At 22.5% G+C, this 23,792-nt stretch carries 29 protein-coding genes; 7 read left to right on the top strand and 22 right to left on the bottom strand.

Features of this window, described 5'->3' with window-relative positions; translation table 4 throughout:
* Positions 1–348: 348 nt before the first annotated feature.
* From AACK81_RS01605 to AACK81_RS01595, 3 genes are all read left to right on the top strand, one after another.
* Entirely contained in the window at positions 349–837 is a 489-nt protein-coding gene (locus AACK81_RS01605; protein ID WP_338961951.1) for a hypothetical protein, read from the top strand.
* Between the two features lie 8 nt (positions 838–845).
* On the top strand, positions 846–1,223 hold the full coding sequence (locus tag AACK81_RS01600; RefSeq protein WP_338961949.1) for a hypothetical protein: 378 nt from the start codon (positions 846–848) through the stop codon (positions 1,221–1,223).
* Positions 1,224–1,373: 150 nt separating this feature from the next.
* On the top strand, positions 1,374–2,129 hold the full coding sequence (locus tag AACK81_RS01595) for a hypothetical protein (protein WP_338961947.1): 756 nt from the start codon (positions 1,374–1,376) through the stop codon (positions 2,127–2,129).
* Here AACK81_RS01595 and AACK81_RS01590 read toward each other — a convergent pair.
* The 6 genes from AACK81_RS01590 to AACK81_RS01565 form a co-directional block, all read right to left on the bottom strand.
* Positions 2,065–2,691, bottom strand: coding sequence for a hypothetical protein (locus AACK81_RS01590; RefSeq protein ID WP_338961944.1), 627 nt, complete (start codon positions 2,689–2,691; stop codon positions 2,065–2,067). The two genes, AACK81_RS01595 and AACK81_RS01590, sit on opposite strands and share 65 nt — an antisense overlap.
* A gap of 285 nt (positions 2,692–2,976) precedes the next feature.
* Positions 2,977–3,981 carry an ornithine carbamoyltransferase gene (gene argF, locus AACK81_RS01585; RefSeq protein WP_338961942.1) on the bottom strand — a complete coding sequence of 335 codons (1,005 nt, stop codon included), beginning with the start codon at positions 3,979–3,981 and terminating at the stop codon, positions 2,977–2,979.
* 185 nt (positions 3,982–4,166) lie between these two features.
* Entirely contained in the window at positions 4,167–4,412 is a 246-nt protein-coding gene (locus AACK81_RS01580) for a hypothetical protein (protein WP_338961939.1), read from the bottom strand.
* Positions 4,413–4,785: 373 nt separating this feature from the next.
* Positions 4,786–5,601 (bottom strand): hypothetical protein, encoded by an 816-nt coding sequence (locus tag AACK81_RS01575; protein ID WP_338961936.1) that lies wholly within the window; start codon positions 5,599–5,601, stop codon positions 4,786–4,788.
* 53 nt (positions 5,602–5,654) lie between these two features.
* Positions 5,655–7,313 carry a DAK2 domain-containing protein gene (locus tag AACK81_RS01570; protein WP_338961933.1) on the bottom strand — a complete coding sequence of 553 codons (1,659 nt, stop codon included), beginning with the start codon at positions 7,311–7,313 and terminating at the stop codon, positions 5,655–5,657.
* Between the two features lie 23 nt (positions 7,314–7,336).
* On the bottom strand, positions 7,337–7,630 hold the full coding sequence (locus AACK81_RS01565) for a hypothetical protein (protein ID WP_338961931.1): 294 nt from the start codon (positions 7,628–7,630) through the stop codon (positions 7,337–7,339).
* A 142-nt stretch (positions 7,631–7,772) separates the two neighbouring features.
* On the opposite strand from AACK81_RS01565, the gene AACK81_RS01560 reads away from it, so the two are divergent.
* Positions 7,773–8,192 carry a hypothetical protein gene (locus AACK81_RS01560; RefSeq protein WP_338961929.1) on the top strand — a complete coding sequence of 140 codons (420 nt, stop codon included), beginning with the start codon at positions 7,773–7,775 and terminating at the stop codon, positions 8,190–8,192.
* 9 nt (positions 8,193–8,201) lie between these two features.
* Here AACK81_RS01560 and hpf read toward each other — a convergent pair whose 3' ends face one another.
* The 4 genes from hpf to AACK81_RS01540 all read right to left on the bottom strand — a co-directional run bounded on the left by hpf (position 8,202) and on the right by AACK81_RS01540 (position 11,282).
* The gene (hpf, locus tag AACK81_RS01555) at positions 8,202–8,594 is read right to left on the bottom strand and encodes a ribosome hibernation-promoting factor, HPF/YfiA family (protein WP_338961928.1); all 393 of its coding nucleotides are present in this window, start codon (positions 8,592–8,594) and stop codon (positions 8,202–8,204) included.
* A gap of 166 nt (positions 8,595–8,760) precedes the next feature.
* Positions 8,761–9,900, bottom strand: coding sequence for a hypothetical protein (locus AACK81_RS01550; RefSeq protein ID WP_338961927.1), 1,140 nt, complete (start codon positions 9,898–9,900; stop codon positions 8,761–8,763).
* Between the two features lie 492 nt (positions 9,901–10,392).
* On the bottom strand, positions 10,393–10,557 hold the full coding sequence (locus tag AACK81_RS01545; protein WP_338961926.1) for a hypothetical protein: 165 nt from the start codon (positions 10,555–10,557) through the stop codon (positions 10,393–10,395).
* A 395-nt stretch (positions 10,558–10,952) separates the two neighbouring features.
* Positions 10,953–11,282, bottom strand: a complete 330-nt coding sequence (locus AACK81_RS01540; RefSeq protein ID WP_338961924.1) for a hypothetical protein — start codon at positions 11,280–11,282, stop codon at positions 10,953–10,955.
* 10 nt (positions 11,283–11,292) lie between these two features.
* Here AACK81_RS01540 and AACK81_RS01535 point away from each other — a divergent pair, with 10 nt between their 5' ends.
* Positions 11,293–11,448: a hypothetical protein gene (locus tag AACK81_RS01535; RefSeq protein ID WP_338961922.1), complete on the top strand. Its 156-nt coding sequence runs from the start codon at positions 11,293–11,295 to the stop codon at positions 11,446–11,448.
* A 223-nt stretch (positions 11,449–11,671) separates the two neighbouring features.
* On the opposite strand, the gene AACK81_RS01530 is transcribed toward AACK81_RS01535, so the two are convergent.
* Positions 11,672–12,793 carry an Mbov_0401 family ICE element transposase-like protein gene (locus AACK81_RS01530; protein ID WP_338961920.1) on the bottom strand — a complete coding sequence of 374 codons (1,122 nt, stop codon included), beginning with the start codon at positions 12,791–12,793 and terminating at the stop codon, positions 11,672–11,674.
* 330 nt (positions 12,794–13,123) lie between these two features.
* Between AACK81_RS01530 and AACK81_RS01525 the strand changes: the two genes are divergently transcribed.
* Both AACK81_RS01525 and AACK81_RS01520 read left to right on the top strand, forming a co-directional pair.
* Entirely contained in the window at positions 13,124–13,324 is a 201-nt protein-coding gene (locus tag AACK81_RS01525; RefSeq protein ID WP_338960314.1) for a hypothetical protein, read from the top strand.
* 200 nt (positions 13,325–13,524) lie between these two features.
* The gene (locus tag AACK81_RS01520) at positions 13,525–13,686 is read left to right on the top strand and encodes a hypothetical protein (RefSeq protein WP_338960315.1); all 162 of its coding nucleotides are present in this window, start codon (positions 13,525–13,527) and stop codon (positions 13,684–13,686) included.
* On the opposite strand, the gene AACK81_RS01515 is transcribed toward AACK81_RS01520, so the two are convergent.
* The 11 genes from AACK81_RS01515 to AACK81_RS01465 form a co-directional block, all read right to left on the bottom strand.
* Positions 13,687–15,723, bottom strand: coding sequence for a hypothetical protein (locus AACK81_RS01515; RefSeq protein WP_338960317.1), 2,037 nt, complete (start codon positions 15,721–15,723; stop codon positions 13,687–13,689).
* Positions 15,674–16,915, bottom strand: coding sequence for a hypothetical protein (locus AACK81_RS01510; protein WP_338961919.1), 1,242 nt, complete (start codon positions 16,913–16,915; stop codon positions 15,674–15,676). Before AACK81_RS01510 ends, AACK81_RS01515 begins: the two co-directional genes overlap by 50 nt.
* 17 nt (positions 16,916–16,932) lie before the next feature.
* The gene (locus AACK81_RS01505) at positions 16,933–17,055 is read right to left on the bottom strand and encodes a hypothetical protein (protein WP_255495924.1); all 123 of its coding nucleotides are present in this window, start codon (positions 17,053–17,055) and stop codon (positions 16,933–16,935) included.
* Between the two features lie 4 nt (positions 17,056–17,059).
* Positions 17,060–19,063, bottom strand: coding sequence for a hypothetical protein (locus AACK81_RS01500; protein ID WP_338961918.1), 2,004 nt, complete (start codon positions 19,061–19,063; stop codon positions 17,060–17,062).
* Positions 19,064–19,066: 3 nt separating this feature from the next.
* Positions 19,067–20,764 (bottom strand): hypothetical protein, encoded by a 1,698-nt coding sequence (locus AACK81_RS01495; RefSeq protein ID WP_338961915.1) that lies wholly within the window; start codon positions 20,762–20,764, stop codon positions 19,067–19,069.
* A 14-nt stretch (positions 20,765–20,778) separates the two neighbouring features.
* The gene (locus AACK81_RS01490; RefSeq protein ID WP_338961913.1) at positions 20,779–21,963 is read right to left on the bottom strand and encodes a hypothetical protein; all 1,185 of its coding nucleotides are present in this window, start codon (positions 21,961–21,963) and stop codon (positions 20,779–20,781) included.
* A gap of 18 nt (positions 21,964–21,981) precedes the next feature.
* The gene (locus AACK81_RS01485) at positions 21,982–22,356 is read right to left on the bottom strand and encodes a hypothetical protein (RefSeq protein WP_338960326.1); all 375 of its coding nucleotides are present in this window, start codon (positions 22,354–22,356) and stop codon (positions 21,982–21,984) included.
* Between the two features lie 17 nt (positions 22,357–22,373).
* Complete coding sequence (locus tag AACK81_RS01480) at positions 22,374–22,559, bottom strand: hypothetical protein (RefSeq protein ID WP_174480219.1); 186 nt, start codon at positions 22,557–22,559, stop codon at positions 22,374–22,376.
* Positions 22,560–22,576: 17 nt separating this feature from the next.
* A complete protein-coding gene (locus AACK81_RS01475; RefSeq protein WP_338961912.1) occupies positions 22,577–22,750 on the bottom strand; it encodes a hypothetical protein in 174 nt (57 codons plus the stop codon).
* A 40-nt stretch (positions 22,751–22,790) separates the two neighbouring features.
* Complete coding sequence (locus AACK81_RS01470; protein ID WP_338960327.1) at positions 22,791–22,949, bottom strand: hypothetical protein; 159 nt, start codon at positions 22,947–22,949, stop codon at positions 22,791–22,793.
* A 180-nt stretch (positions 22,950–23,129) separates the two neighbouring features.
* Positions 23,130–23,792 (bottom strand): hypothetical protein, encoded by a 663-nt coding sequence (locus AACK81_RS01465; protein WP_338961910.1) that lies wholly within the window; start codon positions 23,790–23,792, stop codon positions 23,130–23,132.

Raw genomic sequence — 23,792 nt, 5'->3', positions numbered from 1 at the left:
ATAAAATAAAATTATTTTATTTAAGTATCAATTTTTACCACAAGTGTAAATTTGATACTTTTTTTATTATTTTTAATTAAATTTAAACTTAAAATTTATTAATAATTGATGATTAAATAAATTTCTATTATCTAAAATACAAATTAAAAATAAACTTAGTGGTTAATACCTAGTTATAGCGATAAAACTATAATATATATTTAAATCTCATTTATAAAAGTATAGTAATCTTGCTTTAAATTATATACCATATTTATTATTATAAAAGTAAATATCTTAAGAAAAATAAAAAAATGTTAAAATAAATACATAATTTTAGATATATTTTTTTTTGAAAGGGGTGTTAAAATGAAATATTTTAATCCAAGTTTTTTATTTAAATTATGAATATTAATTATTCCATTATTTCATAATGAAAAACAAAAAGTACAATCTATGCCAATAAAATCATTAAATAACCCAACAACCTTACAAGAATCATTAACCAATTTACAACAACTACCAATTAATTTAAAACAAGCCGAAATTTTTAATCATAAACATCGTCATAAAAAAAGAAATATTAATAGTAACTTAAAAAATTCAACATTTTTTAATGGTACATATACAAATGAAGGAACTACTTTCGTAAAATTAATTAAAGAAGACTTTTACTGTGGTGTTGAAGAGCCTTGAACTAATAATAAAGGAGTTGCTATATTACCTTATGTTTTAAAAGATAATGAATATTATTATTTACTAGTTAAAGAAAATAATCCGCTATTTAAAAATAAACAAATTAGTGAATATAGCACTATTACTGGGGAAGTAGAAAAAAAGATCTTAACACAACAGTAATAAATGAAATGAAAGAAGAAGCTAATATTAATGTTAATAATACAAAAGCAAAAATTTATTATTTAGGTAAACATTATTCAAACAAAATAAGTACCAAAGAATGACATTTGTATGGAATTGATTTAACAAATATGAATTTAGATTTAAATAAGCCCTACAAAGGTAGTGGAGATGGTTCTATTGCTGAAAAAACAATTACTGCCAAGTTTGTAAATAAAACTATTTTAGGTATTTGCAATGATGTTTTAAGTTTAGCTATTTATGGAAAATTAAATTTAGATAAAAAAATCGAATCAAATTTAAATATTGATAAAATTAATTCAATGGAATTAGGAGATTTTTCAAATCAATCTTTAACAAGTATAAATAACAACTCTTCATTATAAAAATAAGTTATTTATATTATTGATAGACATCAACTAAAAACTCATTTGTTGACTATGAGCCAAAACTTAACTGCAATAAGAAACAATCTATTAATAGTTACGATACTAAACATATTTTTAATAAAAAAATTGAAAGGGAAAAATAAAATAATGTTAAAAAAATTATTTATGGAAATTAAACAAAGAAAAACTAAGAAAAAAATAAATAAAATAAAAGAAAATTTAGTTTTTATTGATAGAATAAATTTACTTATAGAAAAAATTGAAAATTTTAAAATTAATTTTATTGAAATTACAATATATGCACAAGATATAGACTTAACTTCTTACTATCTCTCACAACATAATCTTGAAAATAATTCTAATAAATATTATTTTAAAACAAAAAATGAAACAATAATATTTTTGAAAAAATATAAGAAAATCTATGAGCAACGAATAACAAAAACTAAAGAAAAATATGGAAAATCAATACCATTATTAAATGGTTTGCAACTTAATCAAGAACAAGCACTATTAAAAGGAACAGACTTAATAAGCACAGTATCATTAAAAAATAACAATAATGTTTTAATAAAAATTAAATTAACTGAACAAATCGAAAATATATATACAAGTCTTTTCATAATAAATAATCAAAAAAGTGATACTACAAGTCTTTTAGAATTTGAAGATCAACAAGCAGACACGTTCACGCTACTTTCTGATATTTACTATGATAGCACACCAACCCAATCACAACAAAATTTAAGTTCTTTTATTATTGATACTAGTACAAACACTAAAGAACAAAGTCCTGAAGAAATAGAAGAAATAAAAGATGAAAAAAAATATGAGTTTCTTAATTCTGAAAACTCACAAATAGTAAAAAATAAACTAGCACAAAAAGTAGTATATAACATATAAAAACTTTTAAATAAATTAAAGATTGACTACTATCATTCAATTCTGAATTATTATCTCAATTATCCAACATATCATTAATTGCTCTAATTGAAATAGGATCAAATCTAATTAATTGATTATTAACATCAATAATTAAGTTATCTACCATTCTTTCCAATTCTCATTGAAAAATTAATGGTTTTTCTTTATTTTGTAATTCTTCTTTTTTATTGTTCAATTTTGTTAATATTTCTATTAAGCTAACTGTACTATTTTCATTTCAGTTATTATTTATATTTACAAAATCATTTCTTAAATTTTCAATTTCACTAATAGTTTTATTTATATACCTTGCTTCTGCTCTCTTCTCATATCATTCAGGAAATAATTTTTTGTGTACAAATGGTCCCATAGTAAATAATACTAATAATGAACTAGTAACAGCACCCATTAGCATTCGAATTGGTAATGAAAATTTATTTTCATTACTACCAAGTGCTTTAACAATTTTTTCATTACATAAATATGTTATACCAATTCCTGGTATTGTACTAAGCAAAAATCCACTACCAATAATACTCACTTTTTTTCATATATTTAATCCTTAATAATTATATATTAATTGTTGTCTACTATCTTCTGATATTCCTTCTTGTCTTATCATAATTTACTCCTATTTTTTAATTTGAGTTAATAAAATTAATTACTAATATCTTAACATAAAAACTAACATTAATATTTTAATAAACAATTAATTAATATATTTAATATTCTAAAATAAAAATAATAAAAACTAATTAATGGAAATAAGTTTATTAAATAATAAAATAATTAAAACTTCTTTTCATTTTTAATATAATCTCATATATTATCCTTTCAAAGTTGCTAACATTACAGCTTTAATAGTATGTAAACAATTTTCTGATTGTTGAAATACCTTTGATGCAGAAGATCGAAATACTTCATCAGTAACTTCTAATTCACCTGTTCCACCATATTGTTTAACAATATCTTGAGTAATTTGTGTATTACCATCATGAAAACTTGGTAAAGAATGTAAAAATATAACATCTGATTTTGCAATTTTCATTTTTTCATTATTAACTTGATATGGCATTAATTCTTTAATTCGTTGTTTTAATAAAACTTTATCTTCAGATACAGATGTTCAAACATCAGTAGCAACTACGTCAGCATCTTTACTTGCTGTTTTATAATCTTCTGTTAAAATAATAGAGCCACCCGTTTCTTGAGCAATTTCTTGACATTGTTTTAATAGTTGAGGATATGGTCATAAATTTTTATTAGCACAGATTACTAAATTGATTCCTAATTTTGCACTAATAATCATATAACTATTAGCCATATTAAAACGAGCATCTCCAAAATAAACAAATTTAATACCTTTAACATCTTTATTTTTTTTACACTCTTGAATTGTCATAATATCGGCTAGCATTTGTGTTGGATGATATAAATCAGTTAAGCCATTTCATATTGGAACACCGGCATTTTCAGCTAATTCTTCAACATCAGTTTGTTTATATCCACGAAATTGAATACCATTATAAATTCTACCAAGAAATTTAGCGGTATCAACAATTGATTCTTTAATTCCTAATTTACTACTAGTTGGATCAAAATATGTTGAATGCATTCCTAAATCACAAGCAGCAACTTCAAACGCGCTTCTTGTTCGTAATGAATCTTTTCGATATAATAAAGCAACACTATAGCCTTTTAACGGCTGTTTTTCTATTCCTTTTTGTTTTGCAATTTTTAAAGTAGCAGCTAATTCTAATAAGTAATAAATTTCTTCTGAAGTAAAATCTAATAAACAAATAAAATTTCTGCCTTTTAAATTAATAGCCATGATATGTTTTCTTCCTTTCAGTTCCTAATATCTTTATTTAATTTAACATTGATATACAATATGGGCAACACTCTGGCCACATGACAATTCAGAATTAGTAATTTCATAAACATGGATATGTATTATTATATTTAATTTTTAACTCAAATTTATTAACAGCAAGTAATTATTTTGTTAATAAATTGTTAAACTGAAAGTTGTTTTAAATATTTTTCTAGTGAAATAATATATTCTTTTTTAGAATTCCATTCTTTCAAAATTTGATTGATTAAGTAAGAACATATTTTTTTATCTTGGATAATACTCGTTACAACAAACTTTTTAATATAAAATACTCCAATACCATTTCTGATAAAAATTTTAGCAAGTAATAAAACTATTTTTAATTTATTAATTTTTGAATATATATTAATAGCAGACTTACTTTGCATTCAGTATTCTCCTTAACTTAAAATATTCTTTTTTCTCTCTCATAGTTAACATTTAAAACCTTTTTTTATATTTTTGCAATACATATACAAAAAATTACTAATGAATATATATATATATATATATTAAATTAATAAGTGTATTTTATTGTATATTTAAAATTTAAAACTATCAAAATAAAATTTTAAATATACAATAATAAATGAAAATGAAAAATATTGGTTTAGTAATTAAATGTAAAATTAAAAAAACAAAACTTTAAAACTTACTAAAATAGAATATTTTATAAAAGTTTTGAAAATAATGTTTTATCAATAAAACTTAATATAATTTTAAATTTAAAATTTGTACCTAAATTATAGGTACAAATTTTTATTATTTCTCATTTTGCTGTGTATACATCACAATACGTAAAATAAGTTGTAATATTTCATAAATCATACGAATCAAGTAATAAATAAACTTAATTTGGAAAATTCAACTAATAGCACGTATTTCTTTTTCATTTAAAATACCAACAAGATTTTGACAAATTTCTTTTCTTGATTTAGCATAAAAAATCATTTGCATTGAAGAAAAAAGAATTAATAAAATACTACCTAAAATTGATAAAACAATTGAAAGTATATTGGCGCTCGCTGCTGATAAAGTAATTCAAGAATTAGCAGGTGAAAGAGCAAATAGAATAGCAAGTGCAAAAGGAATTAAAACAAAAAATAATGTTATTTTACGAGAAAAATCTCATCAAAAAGTATTAAAACGACTACTATTTGAACTACTTACTGCCCAAGTACTTTCCATTGCCATTGCTAAAGTATAAATAGAACGACGGTGATAAGTTCATGGTAATAATCTTAAAGTAAAATTACCATTATTAAATAAATATGGCCTTAAATAAAAAAACCTAGGTTCAACAGTAATACTATTAATATTACCAAATCCCTTAAATTTTATTCTTTTTGCATTAATACCATATGTTTTTAAATATTTTTGAAATAACTCGCCACCAGTTAAATTAGCACTATTTTCACGATGGAATCAAGAATACTTAATTCAAGTGAAAAATCAAATCATAGTAACAACAAACAAAATTATACCAACAATAGCCACTAAGCTTGCTAAAACAATTAAACTAGTTGATCAAGTCTTTGGATCATTTGGATTAACTGAGGATAATAATAAATTAGTCATAATCTTCTCCTTTCTAACTATTTGAATAGAGTCTACAATATTATAACATAGTATTATTCCACCACGAAAAGAAAGTTATAAACTTCTTGATCACCATCAACAATTTCATATTCAATATCATAATCTTCATCTAAAATTTTTTTCATAAAATTAATTTGATCTTTTGAATAACCTTTACCTTTAAAAATAGTAATTATTTCTGCACCATCTCAAATTAATTTAGTAAACAATACTTTAATTACATTAAATAAATTTTCATTTGAAGCAATAATTTTTTCTTTACCATCTTTATTACGAAAACTAACAGCAGAAAAAAAGTGTTTTTTTCCAATTTTAATACCATCTATTTCAACATCACGATCAGCAACTGTTATATAACCAAAAGCAGCATATTTAATTTCACTTCACATATTTTTATTATTTTCTTTTGCACTTAATTCAGGATTAAAATTTAAAGCAGCACGCATACCTTGAGCAATATTTTTAGCAGGTAATACAAAAACTTTTGATTTTTTTTCTAATTTTCTTGCTTGTTCTGCTGCTAAAAATAAATTACTATCATTTGGTAAAATAAAAACATTTTTTGCATCGACAATTTCAATTGCCTTTAAAAAGTCATCTGTTGATGGATTAATTCTTTTTGAATACATAATAATATTATTAACCTTTAATTCATCTCTAAAAAAGGTTTCAATTCCTCTACCGGGAACAGCAGCAATTAAAGCAAATTTATTATTTAATTTACGAATTGGTTTAATAGTTTGTGTATGTGCTTTTGCCTGTTCCGTCATATTTTCAATTTTTACTTTTAAAATTTCACCAAATTTCTGAAAATAATTTAAAATTTGACCCGGTTTTAAAGTATGAACATGAACTTTAATTAAATCTTCATCATCTACTAAAACTATTGATTGACCATCCATTGTTTCTAAATCAGTTCGTGTTTTGCTTAAATTAAAATCTAACTTACTAACTTTATTTAGTTTTACAATAACTTCTGAACAATAACCAAAGTTTTCTTGATTTAAAACCATTTCTAATTTTGCTGTATCTTGTTGTTCTAATTTTTTCTTTGGTGAAATAGCTTTACCATGCTTTAAACCATACACCATACCTTCAACAATATAAACTAAACCAGCACCACCCGAATCAACAACTCCTACTTTTTTTAAAATTGGCAATAAATCAGGTGTTCTTTTTAACGATTCATTCATTCCTTCTAGTAATTTTTCAAAAATATAAAGCGAATCTTTGCCTGTTATTTCTAATTCATTAATATAACTAGCACCATCTTTAATAATAGTAAGAATAGTACCTTCTACTGGTTTCATAACTGCACGATATGCATAATCTTGTGCACTTTTTCAAGATTTTAATAAATCCTCATTACTAATGAAATCATTTTTTAAATCTTTTGTTTTTATAGTTTGAAAAAAACCACGAAAAATTTGAGATAAAATAACTCCAGAATTACCACGCGCACCCATCATTAAACCACGAGAAAAAGTAGTAGCAAATGTTTTTAAACTATTATATTCTTTGCCATTTAATTCTTTTATACCATTCATCATTGTTAAATTCATATTTGTTCCAGTATCACCATCAGGTACGGGGAAAACATTTAATTTATCAACTTCAAAATGATGATTATAAAGATTATTAGCACCGCTAATAAGCATAACTTTTAAGGTTTTAATATCAATTTTTTTCATTTAATTTCACCTTATATTTTCTTTTATTCTTCAATTAAATCATGAACAAAAATGTTAAGTACTATATAGTCTTGATGTTTAATAATCTTTTCAACAATATATTTTAAATTTTTCTGAGTTTGATTCATAATATTTCAAATATTATTATTAAAAAAACAAACTATATTAATATCAATAATTCAACCTAAATCAGACTTGTTAACTTTAATTCCATAATTATTATCTTTTTCATAAATATTGGTAACACCTGGTACAGATAAAATACTTTCTGATAATGCTTTTTTAATAATGTTCATAATATCTTTATCTTTTTCCACATAATCACCCCTATTATATTAATAATAAATTAAATTTATATAAAATAAAATCTCTTATAATTTTTATAGTCTCTTACATTATACCTAATATAATATATCAAGACAATAATAATCTTAAAGATAAAGATATTATATATTGATAATGGTTTTTTCTATTTATAAAATTTGTATAAAAGATAACGCAACTAATAGTGATATTAGTAATTTTTTTATTGAAAAATATGCAAAAAAAATTATTAATACTTTTAAAAATCTCTATTATATTTTTTATTACTATAACTATATCAAACATTTTAGAATTAGAGATAACAAAAAAAAGAAACATATTTCAACAAAAAACTATCAAGATAATTTAAATATACAATTAATTAAAGAAATAAAAAAAAGTCTTGAATATGCCATTTTAATAATAAACAAAATGGATACAAATATTTATAACCGAAATTTAAAAATAACACCAGAAGAAAATTTACAAAAAAAAGCACAAGATGCAGAAAATGAAAAATATAATGCATCATATTTACATAAAAAAACTAATGCTAATAATTGTATACTTTCATAAACGTTTTCTTTAATCTTTATTTTCTGTTACGTCAATAATAACTTCACTATTATCATCAAGAATTTCTTTAGTTATAAATTGACCAACGCTTTCAGCACCAGTTTTATCAGCAACCGTTTTTAAACGACTTAATTGTTTTTCCAACGGAACCAATGTTTTATTAATGCCAACATAAAGATCGTGATTTTCTACTAAACACTGTAAAAAATTATTATTTAATAACTGAATATGAACGGAAATATTATATATATGATTACTATTTCTTTCAATACCAACTTTAGCAATCATATCTTTTTTAATATATTTAGAATACTTTTCTTGTAAATAATTAAAATTTTTATCAACAGCATTTTTAATTTCATAAGTAATATTAATATTTTTTCCATGGACAATAACTTGCATGATTAATTGCTCCTATCTTTTAATTATTATATACATTTTCCCATAAACAAATAAATTTTAAAAGATAATAGTGTAATTAAATTTAAATTATTAACAACTAAGCAAAATACCAATTATATTTATAATATGCTCAATATAATCTTCAATTAAATTAATGATTAATACTCTATTTTTTATCTTTTCATGATTTTTGTTTTAAAAAATTTTGTTTTCCATTAAAAGCAATAGCTGTTTTTCAACGTGGATAATTATTACCTTTAGTAATAGCATTAGTATTATTCATTGGTTGTAAATTACTAATATCAGAAGTGCCTCCATGAAATAAAGGTCGTTGATGTATAATAGTTCAATTATAACTTTTAGGATCATCATCAAGTTTAACATTACTAATAAAGTTATTCCTAAACATTAGCGCACCTGCATAGTCTTTTCGATATAACTGTGGATTATAATCATCAATAATTTCTCCTTTATTTCATACTTCTTCAATTTGTTGTGGTGTTCAAGTTACTTCGCTATTAACAACATTACTACTGTTATTAGTTTGAACAGGATTCGGATTACTAGTTACTTGATAATCAAGTAATTTTGATTGTGGAAGTGCACCTCCACCAGTATTATTAATAACTATATTTATACCTTGTGTTGATTTATCGTGTTCATTAAAAAATCGATCTGTAAATGATGGTCCAATAGTTTGTTCACCAAAAAGAGAATTTTGTTCAACACTCGCGGATATTTCTGTTGCTGATAAAGCATTATTATTTGTCAATGATAATGCTTTTTTTGATTTATTTCTTAGATTAGCCATTATTAATCATAAAGAAAAAAGTACTAAAAAGAAACTACAAATTAATGCAAAGCCTGAAGGCAAAATAAAAAATAAAACATTAATATTTTTTTTGTCCATAACATAACTATAAATTTTTTTATAACCATAACTTATTAATAATCCTGAACCAATAAGTAAGACAAGCGAAATTACTACTACTATTAATGCTCATACTAAAGTTATTACTCCATATTTATTTAAAAAAATAAATGGAATTGTAATAAACACTAGAGTAATAACCGAAAAAATTAAAGTAAAAATTGTTAAAATCTGAAAAGTAAGAGTAAATGTAATGCCTTTACTATTAATTACTTCAGTTAAAATTGTTAAAATTTCGTTAACATTAGTACGATAAAGTATAAGTCATAATACTCAACTTATAATCAAAGTTATTGCCATTAACCCCGAACTAACAATAATTCCTCAACGATTATGAGAATTAATGTTTCTATAATTCTCTGCTGACACTTCCATACTAAAACCTCACAACTCTAAAATCTCATATATTAAATTCTATCATAAATGATGATTAACATGTTTAACGACAATTATGAAATATAAATGAAAATATAACCTTTATAAAAATACTTCTTGAAAATTAAAATTTAGATTTAACTTAATAAAAATGTATCATAATATTTTTAATAAACTTTAAATTTGCAACTTTCTTGCGAATAATTTTTTGTTAAAGATTGTTGATTTTGTGATTCTGATTTATTAATTTTTTCAATATTTAATCTTTCATCTAATGATTGATCTTCAAAAAATTTCCTTCTACTCTCTTTTTTTGCTAATCTATTTTTTTTCTAAAATATCAAATAAACTTTCTACTTTTAATGTACTATTTAATTGAGATTGTACTAATCTTTTATCTGCTTCTAACGTGGTAGTCATTTCTAATTTTGCAAGGTCTAACTGCTTAGTTAAAATATCTTGTTGTACCCTACTTCTTTCTAGACTTAATTGTTAAAGTTCTTTTTCCCTAATCAAATTTTCTGCTTCTATCTTCCTTTTTTCTAATTCTATTTTTTTATATTCTATTTGTTTAGTTAAAATAATTAATTCTTTTTCATTTATTTCTAACTTTAATTGTTCAAGTTCTTCTTGCTTAATTAAATTTTCTGCTTCCAATCTTTCTGTTTCTAATCTTTCTTTTTGTATTTCTGATCTTATTTTACTAATTTCTAATTCCTTATTTAATTTTTTATTTCATTCTTGAAAAAATTATTTGACATTTTTTCTTCTTTTTCTTTCTGCTCAAATTGAAAGTGTATTACCAATTATTACACTTCCAGAAAAAATAGATATTGCTACTAACCCAACACCACTTACAAACAAGCCAGTAATAGCAGCAGTACTTATAACAGCTTGAATACCAGTTTTTCAATAAAATTTTTTATTTTCTTTATCTAAAGTTTTTTTGCAATAACAACAGTTTCATTATTACAATTATTTAAATTTTGTAATTGCGTTTCCATATCTTTTATCCTTTTCAATTGTTTATTTACATTTTTATATATATGTACTTATTTTTTATGAATTGATAATGAACAATTATTACTTCTTTCTACATTTACTACTGTTGTTAAATTAAATTCTTGAGGGATCGGTGATGAAGTAATATTTAAACTAGTTATGTTATTAAGTTTTGCTAATTCTTCTCTTACTTTAACTAATTCAAGTTCAACTTTAGTTCTTTCTAATTGTTTTTTAACAATTTTTGCTCTTACTGTTTCTAATTGTAATTCTTCTAATTTTCTCTGAAGAATACTTGATTTTTCATTATTCTCATCTTCTAGTTCTACTTTCTCTTGTTTATTTTGTTTAATCGTAGCTTTAATAACTGCACCCATCATAGCACCAGATGTGCCTGCACTAGCTGCTATTCCTAAATCAGAACATTGAAAGCCATCAATTCCACCAGCCGCTAATGTTACTACTGTAGCAATACCGGCAGCTATTATAGATAAATTTTTTTCGAAAACTTTTTTGGTAGATTGTCAAAAATCCGGAATAAATTAAATCGTTGTAGTCTTATTATTATGTTAGACAAGAAATAATTTGGATTTTTATGAAATTGTAAATTTATCTTACTACTAATTTAAAAATATTACAATTAAAATACTCAATTTTATAAATTATAAAAATATTTTAATAATTTAATTAACATAAATATATAACAAAAATTCTTATTAACTTTTAATTTAATAAGTTTTTTTAATTTTTTATTTTAAAATAAGTAAAATTATGTTTTTAAATTTATTTGATTACATTTAAAAATAACCATTTTTATATAAATAAAAATACTATATGTTCTATTAACAATCATTTCTTTTAAAACATGTCAAATATTTGTTTCAGTAAAACAACCAATATTTCATTTTGCACCTTGATTAACAATACCTTTTTTATTATTTTTAAAATATTGTTTTTTTAACTTTTTATGATTATCTAATTCTTTATATAAATAATCAATTAATTGTTCATATTGACCATTATTAATGAAATCTTTACAATTATTATATTCACTTCAATATTTTCTTTTATTTCCCGCCATTATACCAAGATATAATCTTCTAATTAAATGGAATTTATCTAAAACAAACTCAGCACCAAGATAATCTGCTACATCTTTAATTCATCCAGCACTATCTCCACAAATAATTATTTTTGCTTGTTCAACATTTTCATAAAATTTTTGACAATGTTCTTTAACAAATTCAGCAGTTTTTTTAACTCCAATTGCTGTTCTTGTTGGTCTAATAATTGCTTTTACTCTTTTATTTTGTACTTTATGATTAATATTATCTGTATATGTTGTTATTAATCTCATAGAGTGTTTTATACCTTTACGTTTAAAATCTCAAAACTTTCGATGTCCATCATCAATTGCTACAAAAATAGGTTGATTTTTTTCTAATTTTACTTTTACTGGATTTGCTTCAATTACTTTTAAATTTTTAAAAACTCTATGAATAGAACTAAGACTAATACCTGCTTTTTTACAAATAGCACAAATATCATGATATCTTTTTCCATCAGCAAAATATTCAATAATAGTTTGTTCAACATCTTCACCAATTCTTTTATATTTAGGTAATTCTAGTCATTCATCAACTAAACAAACACGAACTCATTTTTGTAATTTTTCATCAAAATATTCATAAATTCTTCTTTTATAAGTTACTAATCCATACATTATTTTTCTTGTTCGATATTGATAATCAACAATTTTATATTTCTTTTTATCTCTTGTTTTAAATATTCTTCAATCTCGTTTTTCTCACTTATTTGTTATATATTCTAAAACTAATTTATCAATTTTTGCACTTTCTTCTCTAAAATTTCATTTATAATTAAAACTCATATTTTGCTCTCCTAATCTTTTTTATACTAATTATTAATTTTAATTTACATAAATTTAAAGTGTTAAAATATGGTAAATAATATTAATAATTTATTTTATTCACAATAATCCACATAAGAACGTAATTATTATTAAAATAATGGTATTGCGAAAAAAAGTACTTTCATATTTTCAATATAATAAGCAAGTAGCATTCAATTAATAATATAGGTATCATAAAATAAACACCTTTAATTTAAGCGTTATTTTGCGTTTAAAATCATACTTGTAAAAATAATCAAAAATAGTACAATTTATAAGTAAAATCAAGGAAAAAAGGAGTAATTTAATATGAAAACATCTAAAAATAATACAACAACATGATATGTAGATAATATAAACGGAGTTAGACAATCAATCACTTATAATGAAGAAGTATGAGAACATATAAATTTAAATGAAGTAGTAGAAGATAAAAAAATAAAAAACAATAAACAAAAACAAAATATCAAAAAAAGTAAATGTTGTTCAAAACGTTGTACAATTTTATAAAAATATAAGTAAGGAGAAATTTATTATGAAAACATGAATAAAAGCAAATTTAAGTAAAATAACATTAGCATTAGCACTAACTGGTGCAACAACTGGAACAATAGGATTAATCATGGGGGTTAATTACCCATAATCTTAATGGACTTAAATATTTTTTAGCATCAAATAAGGAACCTATAATGGGAGTTCAAAAAATATGAATGTCTGATATTCATAATATATCAGTTGATATTAAAAGTGAATTTAAAATTTATTTTGCTGATACTCCTAAAAAAACCAAATTTTATAATGATGGAGATTCTGTTGAAAGAATAGATATACCATGAGTTAAAGATTATTATCCTGATGGATATTTTTGATAATTAAATTTCTATATTTATATAAGAAATATTCTCATTATATTTATCAAATAAATTAATATTTTGTAAATTTATTTCTTTTTTATCGGTTATTAAAATTAAATCATAATTTCCAGCACCAAATATACCACTAATTTCAATCCGATTTAAGTTGTTAATCGGATTTTCAATTTGTAATTCAAATTCACTATTATTATCAATTTTTAAAATTTCTTTATAAAATTCTAATTTAGAAAATAGTTGAGATTTATTTGAACCATATAAATTTAAAGCGTTTTCAATTTTGTTTTTTTCAATAATTATTCTTGTAAAATATTTTCCATATTCACCGTTAGCTAATGTTCAATCAGCAGGAATTAATGACGGAATATTATTACTTTCTAATTCATTGGTAATTGATAATCAATTAAATTGATTGTCATCTAACTTGAATAATTCATTTTGACTAATATCATTATTTTTTAATTTAATGTCATTAATATCAGTAAAATCAAAATATGGAGATTTTAATATTACCTTTACATCTTTAAATTGCCAAATATCATTTTTATTAGGTTTTATTGGACTTGATTTTAATTCAAAATAGTAAGGTAATAAAATCTTATTATCATCATTTAATCCTTTATTTATTGATAAAGATGAATAAATATATTTTGACAACATAATAAATACTTGTTTAAATATTTTAACTTGTAATAAATCAATATAATTTGGATAATCTAATTCTCATTGCTTAAATAAATTAGTAATAACTTCATCAGGTTTTTGTCCCGAAAATGTATCACGTAATTCTGCTATTTTATTTGTTGATTTACCCGTATGTTCATCATAAGTTGCTCCTTCAAAATTTCTATTATAGTTATATGTATAACTTAACATATTTAATAATAGTTGTTGTAAACTATCATTAGTTGGTGCATCTTTTATTTCTAATTCAACATCTAAAAATTTATCATTTGTAGCAATACTTGTATATTCTTTACCAATTGGACCACTCTGAATTTTTCATACTTCTTTATCTTTAAGTTCTTTCTTTTCTTTTAATGGTCATTCTCCAAAAGAATAAGAACTTAAAAAATATCCTAATCAAGCATGTGTAACTCTTGCGTTTTTAATTATTTCTTTTCTTGTTTCTTTACCTCCACCAATAGCAATTAAATCTAAAACTGATTTTTCTTGATTTATAAATTGTTTTGCTAAGTTTCAAGATAATATTTGTTCACTAAATCATTGTTGTAATATTCTAACTTTTGGTTGCGTTTCAATAGGCATTGATAATAACGGAAATGCTATCTTATCTTTAACAAATAACTTTGGGTATACTTCCATATTGTCAACTTCACCAAGTACCTTTATATTGCCAAAAATCATGCTTCTAGGAGCTTTAATTTTTAAACCAATAACTTTGGTATCTTTGTCTAATGGTTTTTGTAATTTAATAATGATTGGATAACCATCTCTTGTTTTAAAATCTTTAATTTTAATAATAGTTATACTTTTAGTACTTCTTGTTTTTGGATTTTGATAAGGTTGTGAATAATTATTAATAATATATAAATTATCAATATTATTTTCAGTTAATGGTTCATTTATACTCACTGCATATAATTTAAATTGATTTAATAAATTTATTTCTTGAAAAATTAAATTTTTAATATCAGTCATACTATATTCAATAGTATTATCATTAATGTTTGTACTTGCTCTTTGATTTAATTGCATAGTAAAGTCTGATGTTTCAACAGCAGTAGCTTTTAATACTTTATCAATATCAATAAAACCAATTTTAATAGTATTTGCTGAAAATCTTAAACTATTATTTTCATTATTTTTAAATAAGCGTTCAATTTCATAAATATATAAAGTTCTTTTTTTAAATTCATCGTATGCTCTATTAATATCTGGGTCACTAGTAGCGCGCATCATATTAGTAAAGTCATAAGGAATATTATCAATTAAATAATCATTTTCTACTTCTGCTTGATTAAGTTTAGTTTGTTTCTGTGGAAACTTCGTTTGTGGTTTGTTGTTGTTTTCCATTGTTCTCTCCTATTAATTGGTTATTTTTGGGATTAAATAATTTTAATTTAACTGTTAAATTATTAATTTTTTGTTCATCATTAATGTTAAATGTTTTACTATTTAATAAATCTTTATCCATACGTACTAATATTTGAATAAATTTAAGAATATCAATATTAAATTGTCATAATTTTTGTTCAATATAATTAATGGTTGAAATATTAACTGCTGTACTTTCTGGAACTGATTGTTGTGCTGATTTCTTTTGACTTGGTATATGAATACCACAACGTTTAAATATTTCATTAACATTTCAATCATATATATCAGTTAAATTTTTACCTTTAAAATTACTATTTGTCATATTGATATTTTCGTTTTGTTCATTATTATCTCCACCACTTTTAAATATGTAGTTTTTAGTAACCAAAGTTCTTACTGCTTCTTCTAATGCTGATTGAACATTACCATAAGTTTGACTAAATATAAATTTAGGTGAGTTTAAAATAGTATCTAAAACAATTTGTTCATAAATAACATCTAGTGCTTTAATTTTATCCATTACTTTTTCACAATCTGCTTGTTCATTTGCTTTATTTCTCATAATTGCTATTGGTATATAATTAATATTTAGTATTTGTTCTTGTACTAAATTGGGATTATTAATGTATGATTTAAAATCTAATTTATTTTGTTTTTTAGTATCATTAATACTATAAATTGCACGATTAATTGTTACTTGTTCATTGTTTAATGTATAAACTTCAAATAATCTTACAGTTTGTGCATTTTGTTCATAATTATCATAAAAAATAGTACATTGAATTAATTTACCAGTAATATCATAAACTCTTTGTTGTATGTCAACTACTTGAAAATATAAATTATCATTTGCAATATAAATTAAATAACCACTAATTCCTAATTTACTTAATTTAAAAATAGAATTTCAATTTTTTCTATAAAATTCTTGTTGAATTAAATATTGTTTAATGGTTTCATTATTAATTTCTAATGGAGCATTATATAAATTAGCATTATTTTCTGCTACAAAATCAGTAAAATAAGTTTCATGGTTAAAATCATTAAAACCAAAATAATTTAAAATAGAAGCATGTGTACTTTTATTTTTATTAGTTAAAAATTTTAATTTTTCACTTTGATTATCATTAATATTGCTTTTATCTTTTCTAAAAAATTTACCTAACATAATATTCACCACCTTTCTTAAAATATTTGATTAATTTTTAATATGATTTTTACAATGATAAATATAATTAAACCTGCTGTTGCTGATGATAAAATTACTCCTATTAAACCTAAAATAATTTTTATAATTTTAAAAAACATAATATTATTCCTGTAATTCTTCTAATTTTTTAAAAATATAATCTCTACCCATACCCCACATTATTCTATTGTTATAAATATTAATTTCAGTTTGTTGGTTATTGTTATTATTTGCTATTCATAAACTACTTTTTACAACGCTTGTATCTAATTGATAATAAAAATTAATTATTTGTCAACTATAATTTTTATTATTTTCTTTAGTTGTATAATCACCATAACTTATATATATTCTATAATGTGTTTTATCTTTAAATATATATTTTATATAATTTTGATTATTATTATTTTTATCTGTTATAATTTCTTCTACTTCTTTTCAATTTGAACCACTTGGAGGAATTGGAATTGGTTGTGGCTGTTTTTTGATAATTTCATTAATAGCACCAGCAATAGTTTTATCAGTAGTTTCTAAACTAAGAATTTCAGTACCAATAGTATTAATAGAAAAAGCATATTTAAAATGGTCTTTATCCATTTTATCTTCTAATTTTTTATCTATTTCTTCTTTTTTATAATAATCAGATAAATCTACTTTACCACCAGTAGCACTAATTTTATTATTTTGATCAATAGTTATATTAGTACCAGCAATTAATTTATCTTGTTTTTTATCAATATTTAGTTTATTTTCATTAATTGCTGGAACAATTTGTTTAACAACTGTTTGTAAATTCTCATCATCAATATTTTGCTTTTTATCCAACAATTCATTAGTTTCTTGTTTTGTATAATAATCATGTCCAGAAGTTTCTTCTGCTATAAATTCAGTTGGTGTACCTTTTCCAATATATTGATATATTTTAGAAATAAATCCTGAGTAATATGTTCCAGATGTAGCACTTGCACGAATTTTATAATTAATGCAAGTTAAATATAATCTAATATTATTAATTTCATCTGAATAAAAAGTATCTAATAGAGTATATGATTTTATTGCAGATTCTTTATCTAATTTAAATATAGATTTTCTAGTATATTTATATTTATAAATATCACTTTCATAAATATAACCTCATATTACTAATATTTCTTTATTTAAATTATCAGTTGAAAGTTCATTTGATATTTCTTTTCATAATGGACTAGTTTCAATATTAAATCAGTTATTTTTAATATCATCAATATTTTGTTTATTAATCTCAATTTTATTTTCTAATAATTTGATATTATTATCAACTTTAGTTTCTAATAATTTAATAGTATTTTCATTTGTAGTAATTCGTTTTTGTTGTTTAGCAGAAAAATCACAAGTTGGTGCATGTGTATAATCACCAATTTGTGGATTATTTTGTAATGCTTCTTGTGGTAATGTTCCAATTTCATCTGGTCAATCTAAAATCATTGTTTCAGTTTCTTTATCATAATCTGTTGCAACATAACCTTTATTAACAAATTTACTAACAGGACCTCTGTATATTTCATTTTCATTATCATCAACTAAATCATCATATAATTTAATTTGTTTTGATAATGTAAATTCTTTTTGTTGTTCAATTAATTCATCAACTTGATTTCTAGTATAAAATGCTTTTAAGTCAATTTTTTCAATATCTATTTCATCATCATTATAACTTGAAAATATTTGTTTTAATTCTGTTAATCTTGCTCATATTTTCATTCTACTAGGTGCTAAATCTCAAACATTAATCGTAGGAATACTACTTGCACTAAATTGACTACCATTATTAAATTGAATAGTAGCATCAACATTAAATTCAATTGGTGTACGATTAAATAGTCAATGTTCAACCATTACATAAACCATATCTCTTAATGTTTCTTTAATTAATTCATCTTTAAAACTATCAAAAGGAAATTTAGATAAAATAAAATCAAGATAAGCATTAATATCATTTTGAGCACGAATAGCAAAAGTTTTAAATCAATCATTAACATTAGGTCATGTCTGTATATATTGCTGTGGGGTTTCTGTAATTTTTCCAGTTAATGGATATCAGTTATTATAATTTTCAAGACTGACATCAGTTCAAAGTTTATTAATCATAATTTATCATTCCTTAAAAAATGCTTTTTTATAATGCTTAGTTTTTGTTTTAGTTTTTCTATGTGATATATGGATAATTTCTTTTTGTAACTTTTTCTTACCTTTTTTTACAACTTGACTATATGCAAATTTTTCTAAATGATGTAATAGTCCAGTGCCAAATAAAGTATTAACTGAAAATTTTAAACCAACACTTTTAAATGATTTATTAATATTTTCAATAGGATTATTAATAACATTTACTACTTTATGATAAGTTCTTATTATTCTAAATATTTCTCTATATACTTTAAAACTATCTCTAATTACTTGTTGTACCACTGGTGGAGCAAATGCTATTGCTTTTAATCATTTATTACGATTAATACCATAACCAATGTATCAACCACTATATCAACGATATCAATGAAATGGATGTATTTGAGTAACAAAAGTTTTTGCTTTAAGAATACTATCAACAACTGTAATTGGTTTATATTTAGGATTGCGATGATAAATAGTAATTGCACATTTATCTAATGATAAAGGTTGAATTTTACAACCCATAAATACTTGTGAATTTAATGGAATTAATTGTGCATGTTTAATTGCTCTTTTTTCTGCACTAGTAAATAAATCAGTTGCTTTTTGTTTTAATTTATTAATCTTTTCAAATGCTTGTTTTTCTAACTTTTCAAATTTTTCTTGTAATTTATATATACTTTCTCGTATTTTTTCAAAATATGGTGTATTTTTTCAAAATTTATTTAAACCTTTTTTTAAATAAAATCTAATATCCAAATATTTAAAAATTTTATTTGCATTTAAAACAATCTTATGAATTGAACTTTTTTTAAAATTAAATTTAATATCATTAGCACGAATTTTTTGTAAATCTAAAATTAAAGTTTTTCCATATCTATTTTCTGTATATATTGTATGAACTAAATTTAATCAATCATGTTGATTCATAGATAGTACTTTTTTTAAATCAGTATTAAATTTTTTTAAAAAGTTATTTGCTTTTTCAATATCTTTAATTTTAAATTTAGGAGTTAATTGTGGACTTAATTTTATTAATGTATTTTGTAATAATAAGTGTTCTTTTAACTTTTGTGTTTCTAGTTTTTGAAAATTATTCTTATATTGTCTTTCAGCAACATAACCTAAATCTCGTAATACTGTTTCACGATTAGGAGTAAAACTATAATTCATTAAATAACGTTTATTACCAATAATTTTATCTGTTAAAATTTCTTTTCCACTTACTTGACTAATAATTTCTTGTAAATTTTTTGCTTCTTTAACGCCAATTTGTTCTAATGTTTTAGTTTTTTGTGTTAGTTTAATAAATTTAGTAGTACGATAACCACGACTAATTTTATTAAGTCCAGCAAATGCAGGTAGTATATTAAAGAAAGTATTTCATTTTGTTACATTTCCTTTTAAATAATCATAAACTTGATTAATAGTAAAATCAGTTGTAGCATAAATACCAAAATTAATGGCACTTGCAATAAAATCACTTGCACCTAATCCAAGGGCTACGCTTTCACTTAATCCACCAGTAAAAGGAGCAAGTGCTACTGCTATTACTTGTACACCAATCATTTCTAAAATTTCTCATCAAAAACTTTTATTTTCTTGTTGTTTACTTATTCTAGTATGTTTGGGTTTATTTATGTTTAAAAGTATTGCTGTATTAGTTGTACCTATTGGCATGGTATTAATTTCCTTTATTTAAGAGTTATTTTAATTTGATTTGTTGTTCCTTTATAATTTAAGTCATTAACATTTGCAGTAATAGTTATATATAAGTCATCGGCTTTTTGTTTTTGATTACTTACATTAGTTTTTCCTTGTGCATCACTAAAATATTTAATAGTTGAATTTGTTAAATTTGGATTTAATGATTTAAGTTCATTAGTACTTTTTATTTGTGTATTTAATTCACTATTATTGTTATTAACATTTGCAGTAATATCAATTGTTAAACTTGTAATTTTAGTTTTTAAATCAGTTTTTTCTGTTTTAATAACTCCACATAACATTCATCTTGATGTTGTTTCATTATTAGAAATATATGGTATTGCTTCTCCAACAACTTCACCAGCAACTTTATATGCTCTTCCTGCTTTATCATCTTTAATAAAATCTACATAAATAACTGTATTTTCTATCATGTATCTTTTCATTGCTCTTGGTGTTGCTAAAATAAAGGTCATTAATTGTTGTTCATTTTTATCATTAGTAAAAACCATATAGTCATCAAGAACGATTTCACATAATACACCTTTTACATATAAATTATTTCCATTTAAACGTAATTGTTGTGCCAACTGATTATCAGTAATTAAACCTTTATTATCTGCTAAATAAACTAAACTATCATAAAGACCATTAGTAATAAAAAATTTACTATTTGCAATATTTCTAAATTGAAACAAAGTATTTCAAGCAGATAACATTGATTTTAAATAGCCTACTGGTGTTGTATCTTCAATATCGATTTTAGTAGCAAATTTTGCAATTGCTTGTGTATCATCAATTGCCAATTTATCTGCTAAATCATTTGCAACTTCATATTGCATACTATCTAATAAATTTTGACCATTATTTGCTTTTAAATCTACATCTGTAATAATTTCTCCTGCAAGATATTTTTTAGTTATTTTTTTACTAATTTTATCTGTATCAACATATGGTAATTCATATCTTTTACTTTTATCATCTCAAGGAATAATTTTTACTTCTGGTTTTTTTGGTTTTTTAACAATAAACTCAATATTTACTGAGTCAACAATTTCAGTAGGGAAAAAGTTTGCCCATGGACTATTTGAAATTTTAAAAAACTCTATAAATTCTGGTGCTTCTACTAATCTCTCTGTATTGTCTAAATTTTGATTAAATGGTACTGACATTTTATTTCTTCCTTTCATTTATAAATAATTTTTCTTTTTATAATTAATTAAAAAATTTTCTTTATCATTTGGTTTATTATTAATAATTATTTGTTTATTGCCACCTGTATTAATTGTTTCTTTAAATACTGGTTGTTCTTTAATCATTTTTTTAATAGTTTCTTCAATTTTTGAATTTTCTAAATTATTAGTTTTAAATTTTAAATAATCATAAAATTCAGTTTTAACTTGATATTTTTTAAATATATTAATCATTTCTTTTTCTTTAATTTCTTGATTAAGTTTATTTAACTTATTTTCTGCTTCATTAACTTTATTTTCTATTTCTTGTTGAGCATTATTTTCAGTTAAAGGTTCAGTTGTTTGTTGAACATTATTTTCATTTTCTAACATTTAACATTCTCCTAATCTTATCCCAGTAATCAATCTTTAACTAATTGTGGCATTTCACTTATTAGTTTTTTATAATCATTAACAGCATTTTCTAATGTATTGATATCAGAAAATTTAAAACAATTATCAATATGTAAATCAAAATCTCTATCAATACTGATATCTTGTTTTCTATATTTTTCATTAAATTCAATTTTTGTCATATTATTTTTCTCCTTTATTAATTTTTTTCATTTAATTTTGCTAATTTTTTTTGATGTTTTATAATTTTGTTATTTGCTCTAACATGTTTTGGAGTTGTGATAAATCTTTTTAATAAAACAATAATTTCTCTGCAAATTAATGTTCCAACACTTGTTCCAATAATTATTAATTCATGTAAAAATTCTTTCATTTCAATATTTTCCTTTCAACTATTTATTTTTAATTTTTAATTATTCATCAAATTGACCACCATTAATTCTTTCAATCATTGACTGTGAATTACTTATAATTTTTACTAATACAGATATTTCTTTATTTAATTGTTCCATTCTCTCTTTATATGTCTGAATTTCATTATTATAATATTCAATAATTTTTTCTTTATTCATTGCTTTTCACCTCCCTTATAAACTCATGTGATTGTAATCTCAATTTAATGAAGCATTATCATTATTTAATGGTACTTCGCTCATATTATCACTACCATAATATTGACTTGCAGTTTCACTATTAATAGTAAATCTATTGTCATTAATTAATCTTGCAGTTTCATCATTAAATGATGTTTCTTACATTTCTTCATTATGATTTGTAGTTTCCATAGGTATTAAATTATGGATAATTTCACTTGCACCAGCAATTATGGTAGGTACTGCATAAGCATTATTAAAATCATTATTAATACCCATAGCACCACCACTTGATATTAAACATCCACCAGTAGCCATATTACAAATCTTTCTTATTGTTTCAAATTTATTAGGTACTAACTCCGTTAATCCATTAATAAGATTTGATATACCATAAGCATTTAATGAAATATAAGTATCTCAATCCATTAATGACTGATTTTCTTGCTTATTTAATAATAATCATGGAGGACCCTCAGTTGTAGTTGTAGTAGTTATTGGAGTTGGTGTTCTTGGAATAATAGGATTAATATTATTTTCAGTTCATTTACTATAATTTGCTAAACCAATTATTCCTAAACCTAATAGTATTTTTTTACTACTATTAATTAATTTAGTTTTTGTATTTGGTCTTTGATTTAAATTTCAAATATCTAAACCTAATTTTTTACCAAATAATAAACTATTAATTGAACCTAATAATGGATTATCTATTACTTGACCATAATAAGCACTTGTACCAATCATTGCAGAAATTGGACTTATTCCAGTTCTAATTAATTTAGTTAAAGTATAATTTGATTGATTTTCTATACTTGGCAT

It is taken from the genome of Spiroplasma endosymbiont of Lasioglossum villosulum, from assembly GCF_964020195.1.
Taxonomy (GTDB): domain Bacteria; phylum Bacillota_I; class Bacilli_A; order Mycoplasmatales; family VBWQ01; genus Spiroplasma_E; species Spiroplasma_E ixodetis_A.
Note: the sequence above shows the minus strand (reverse complement) of the source record. Positions and strands in the feature narration are given on the sequence as shown.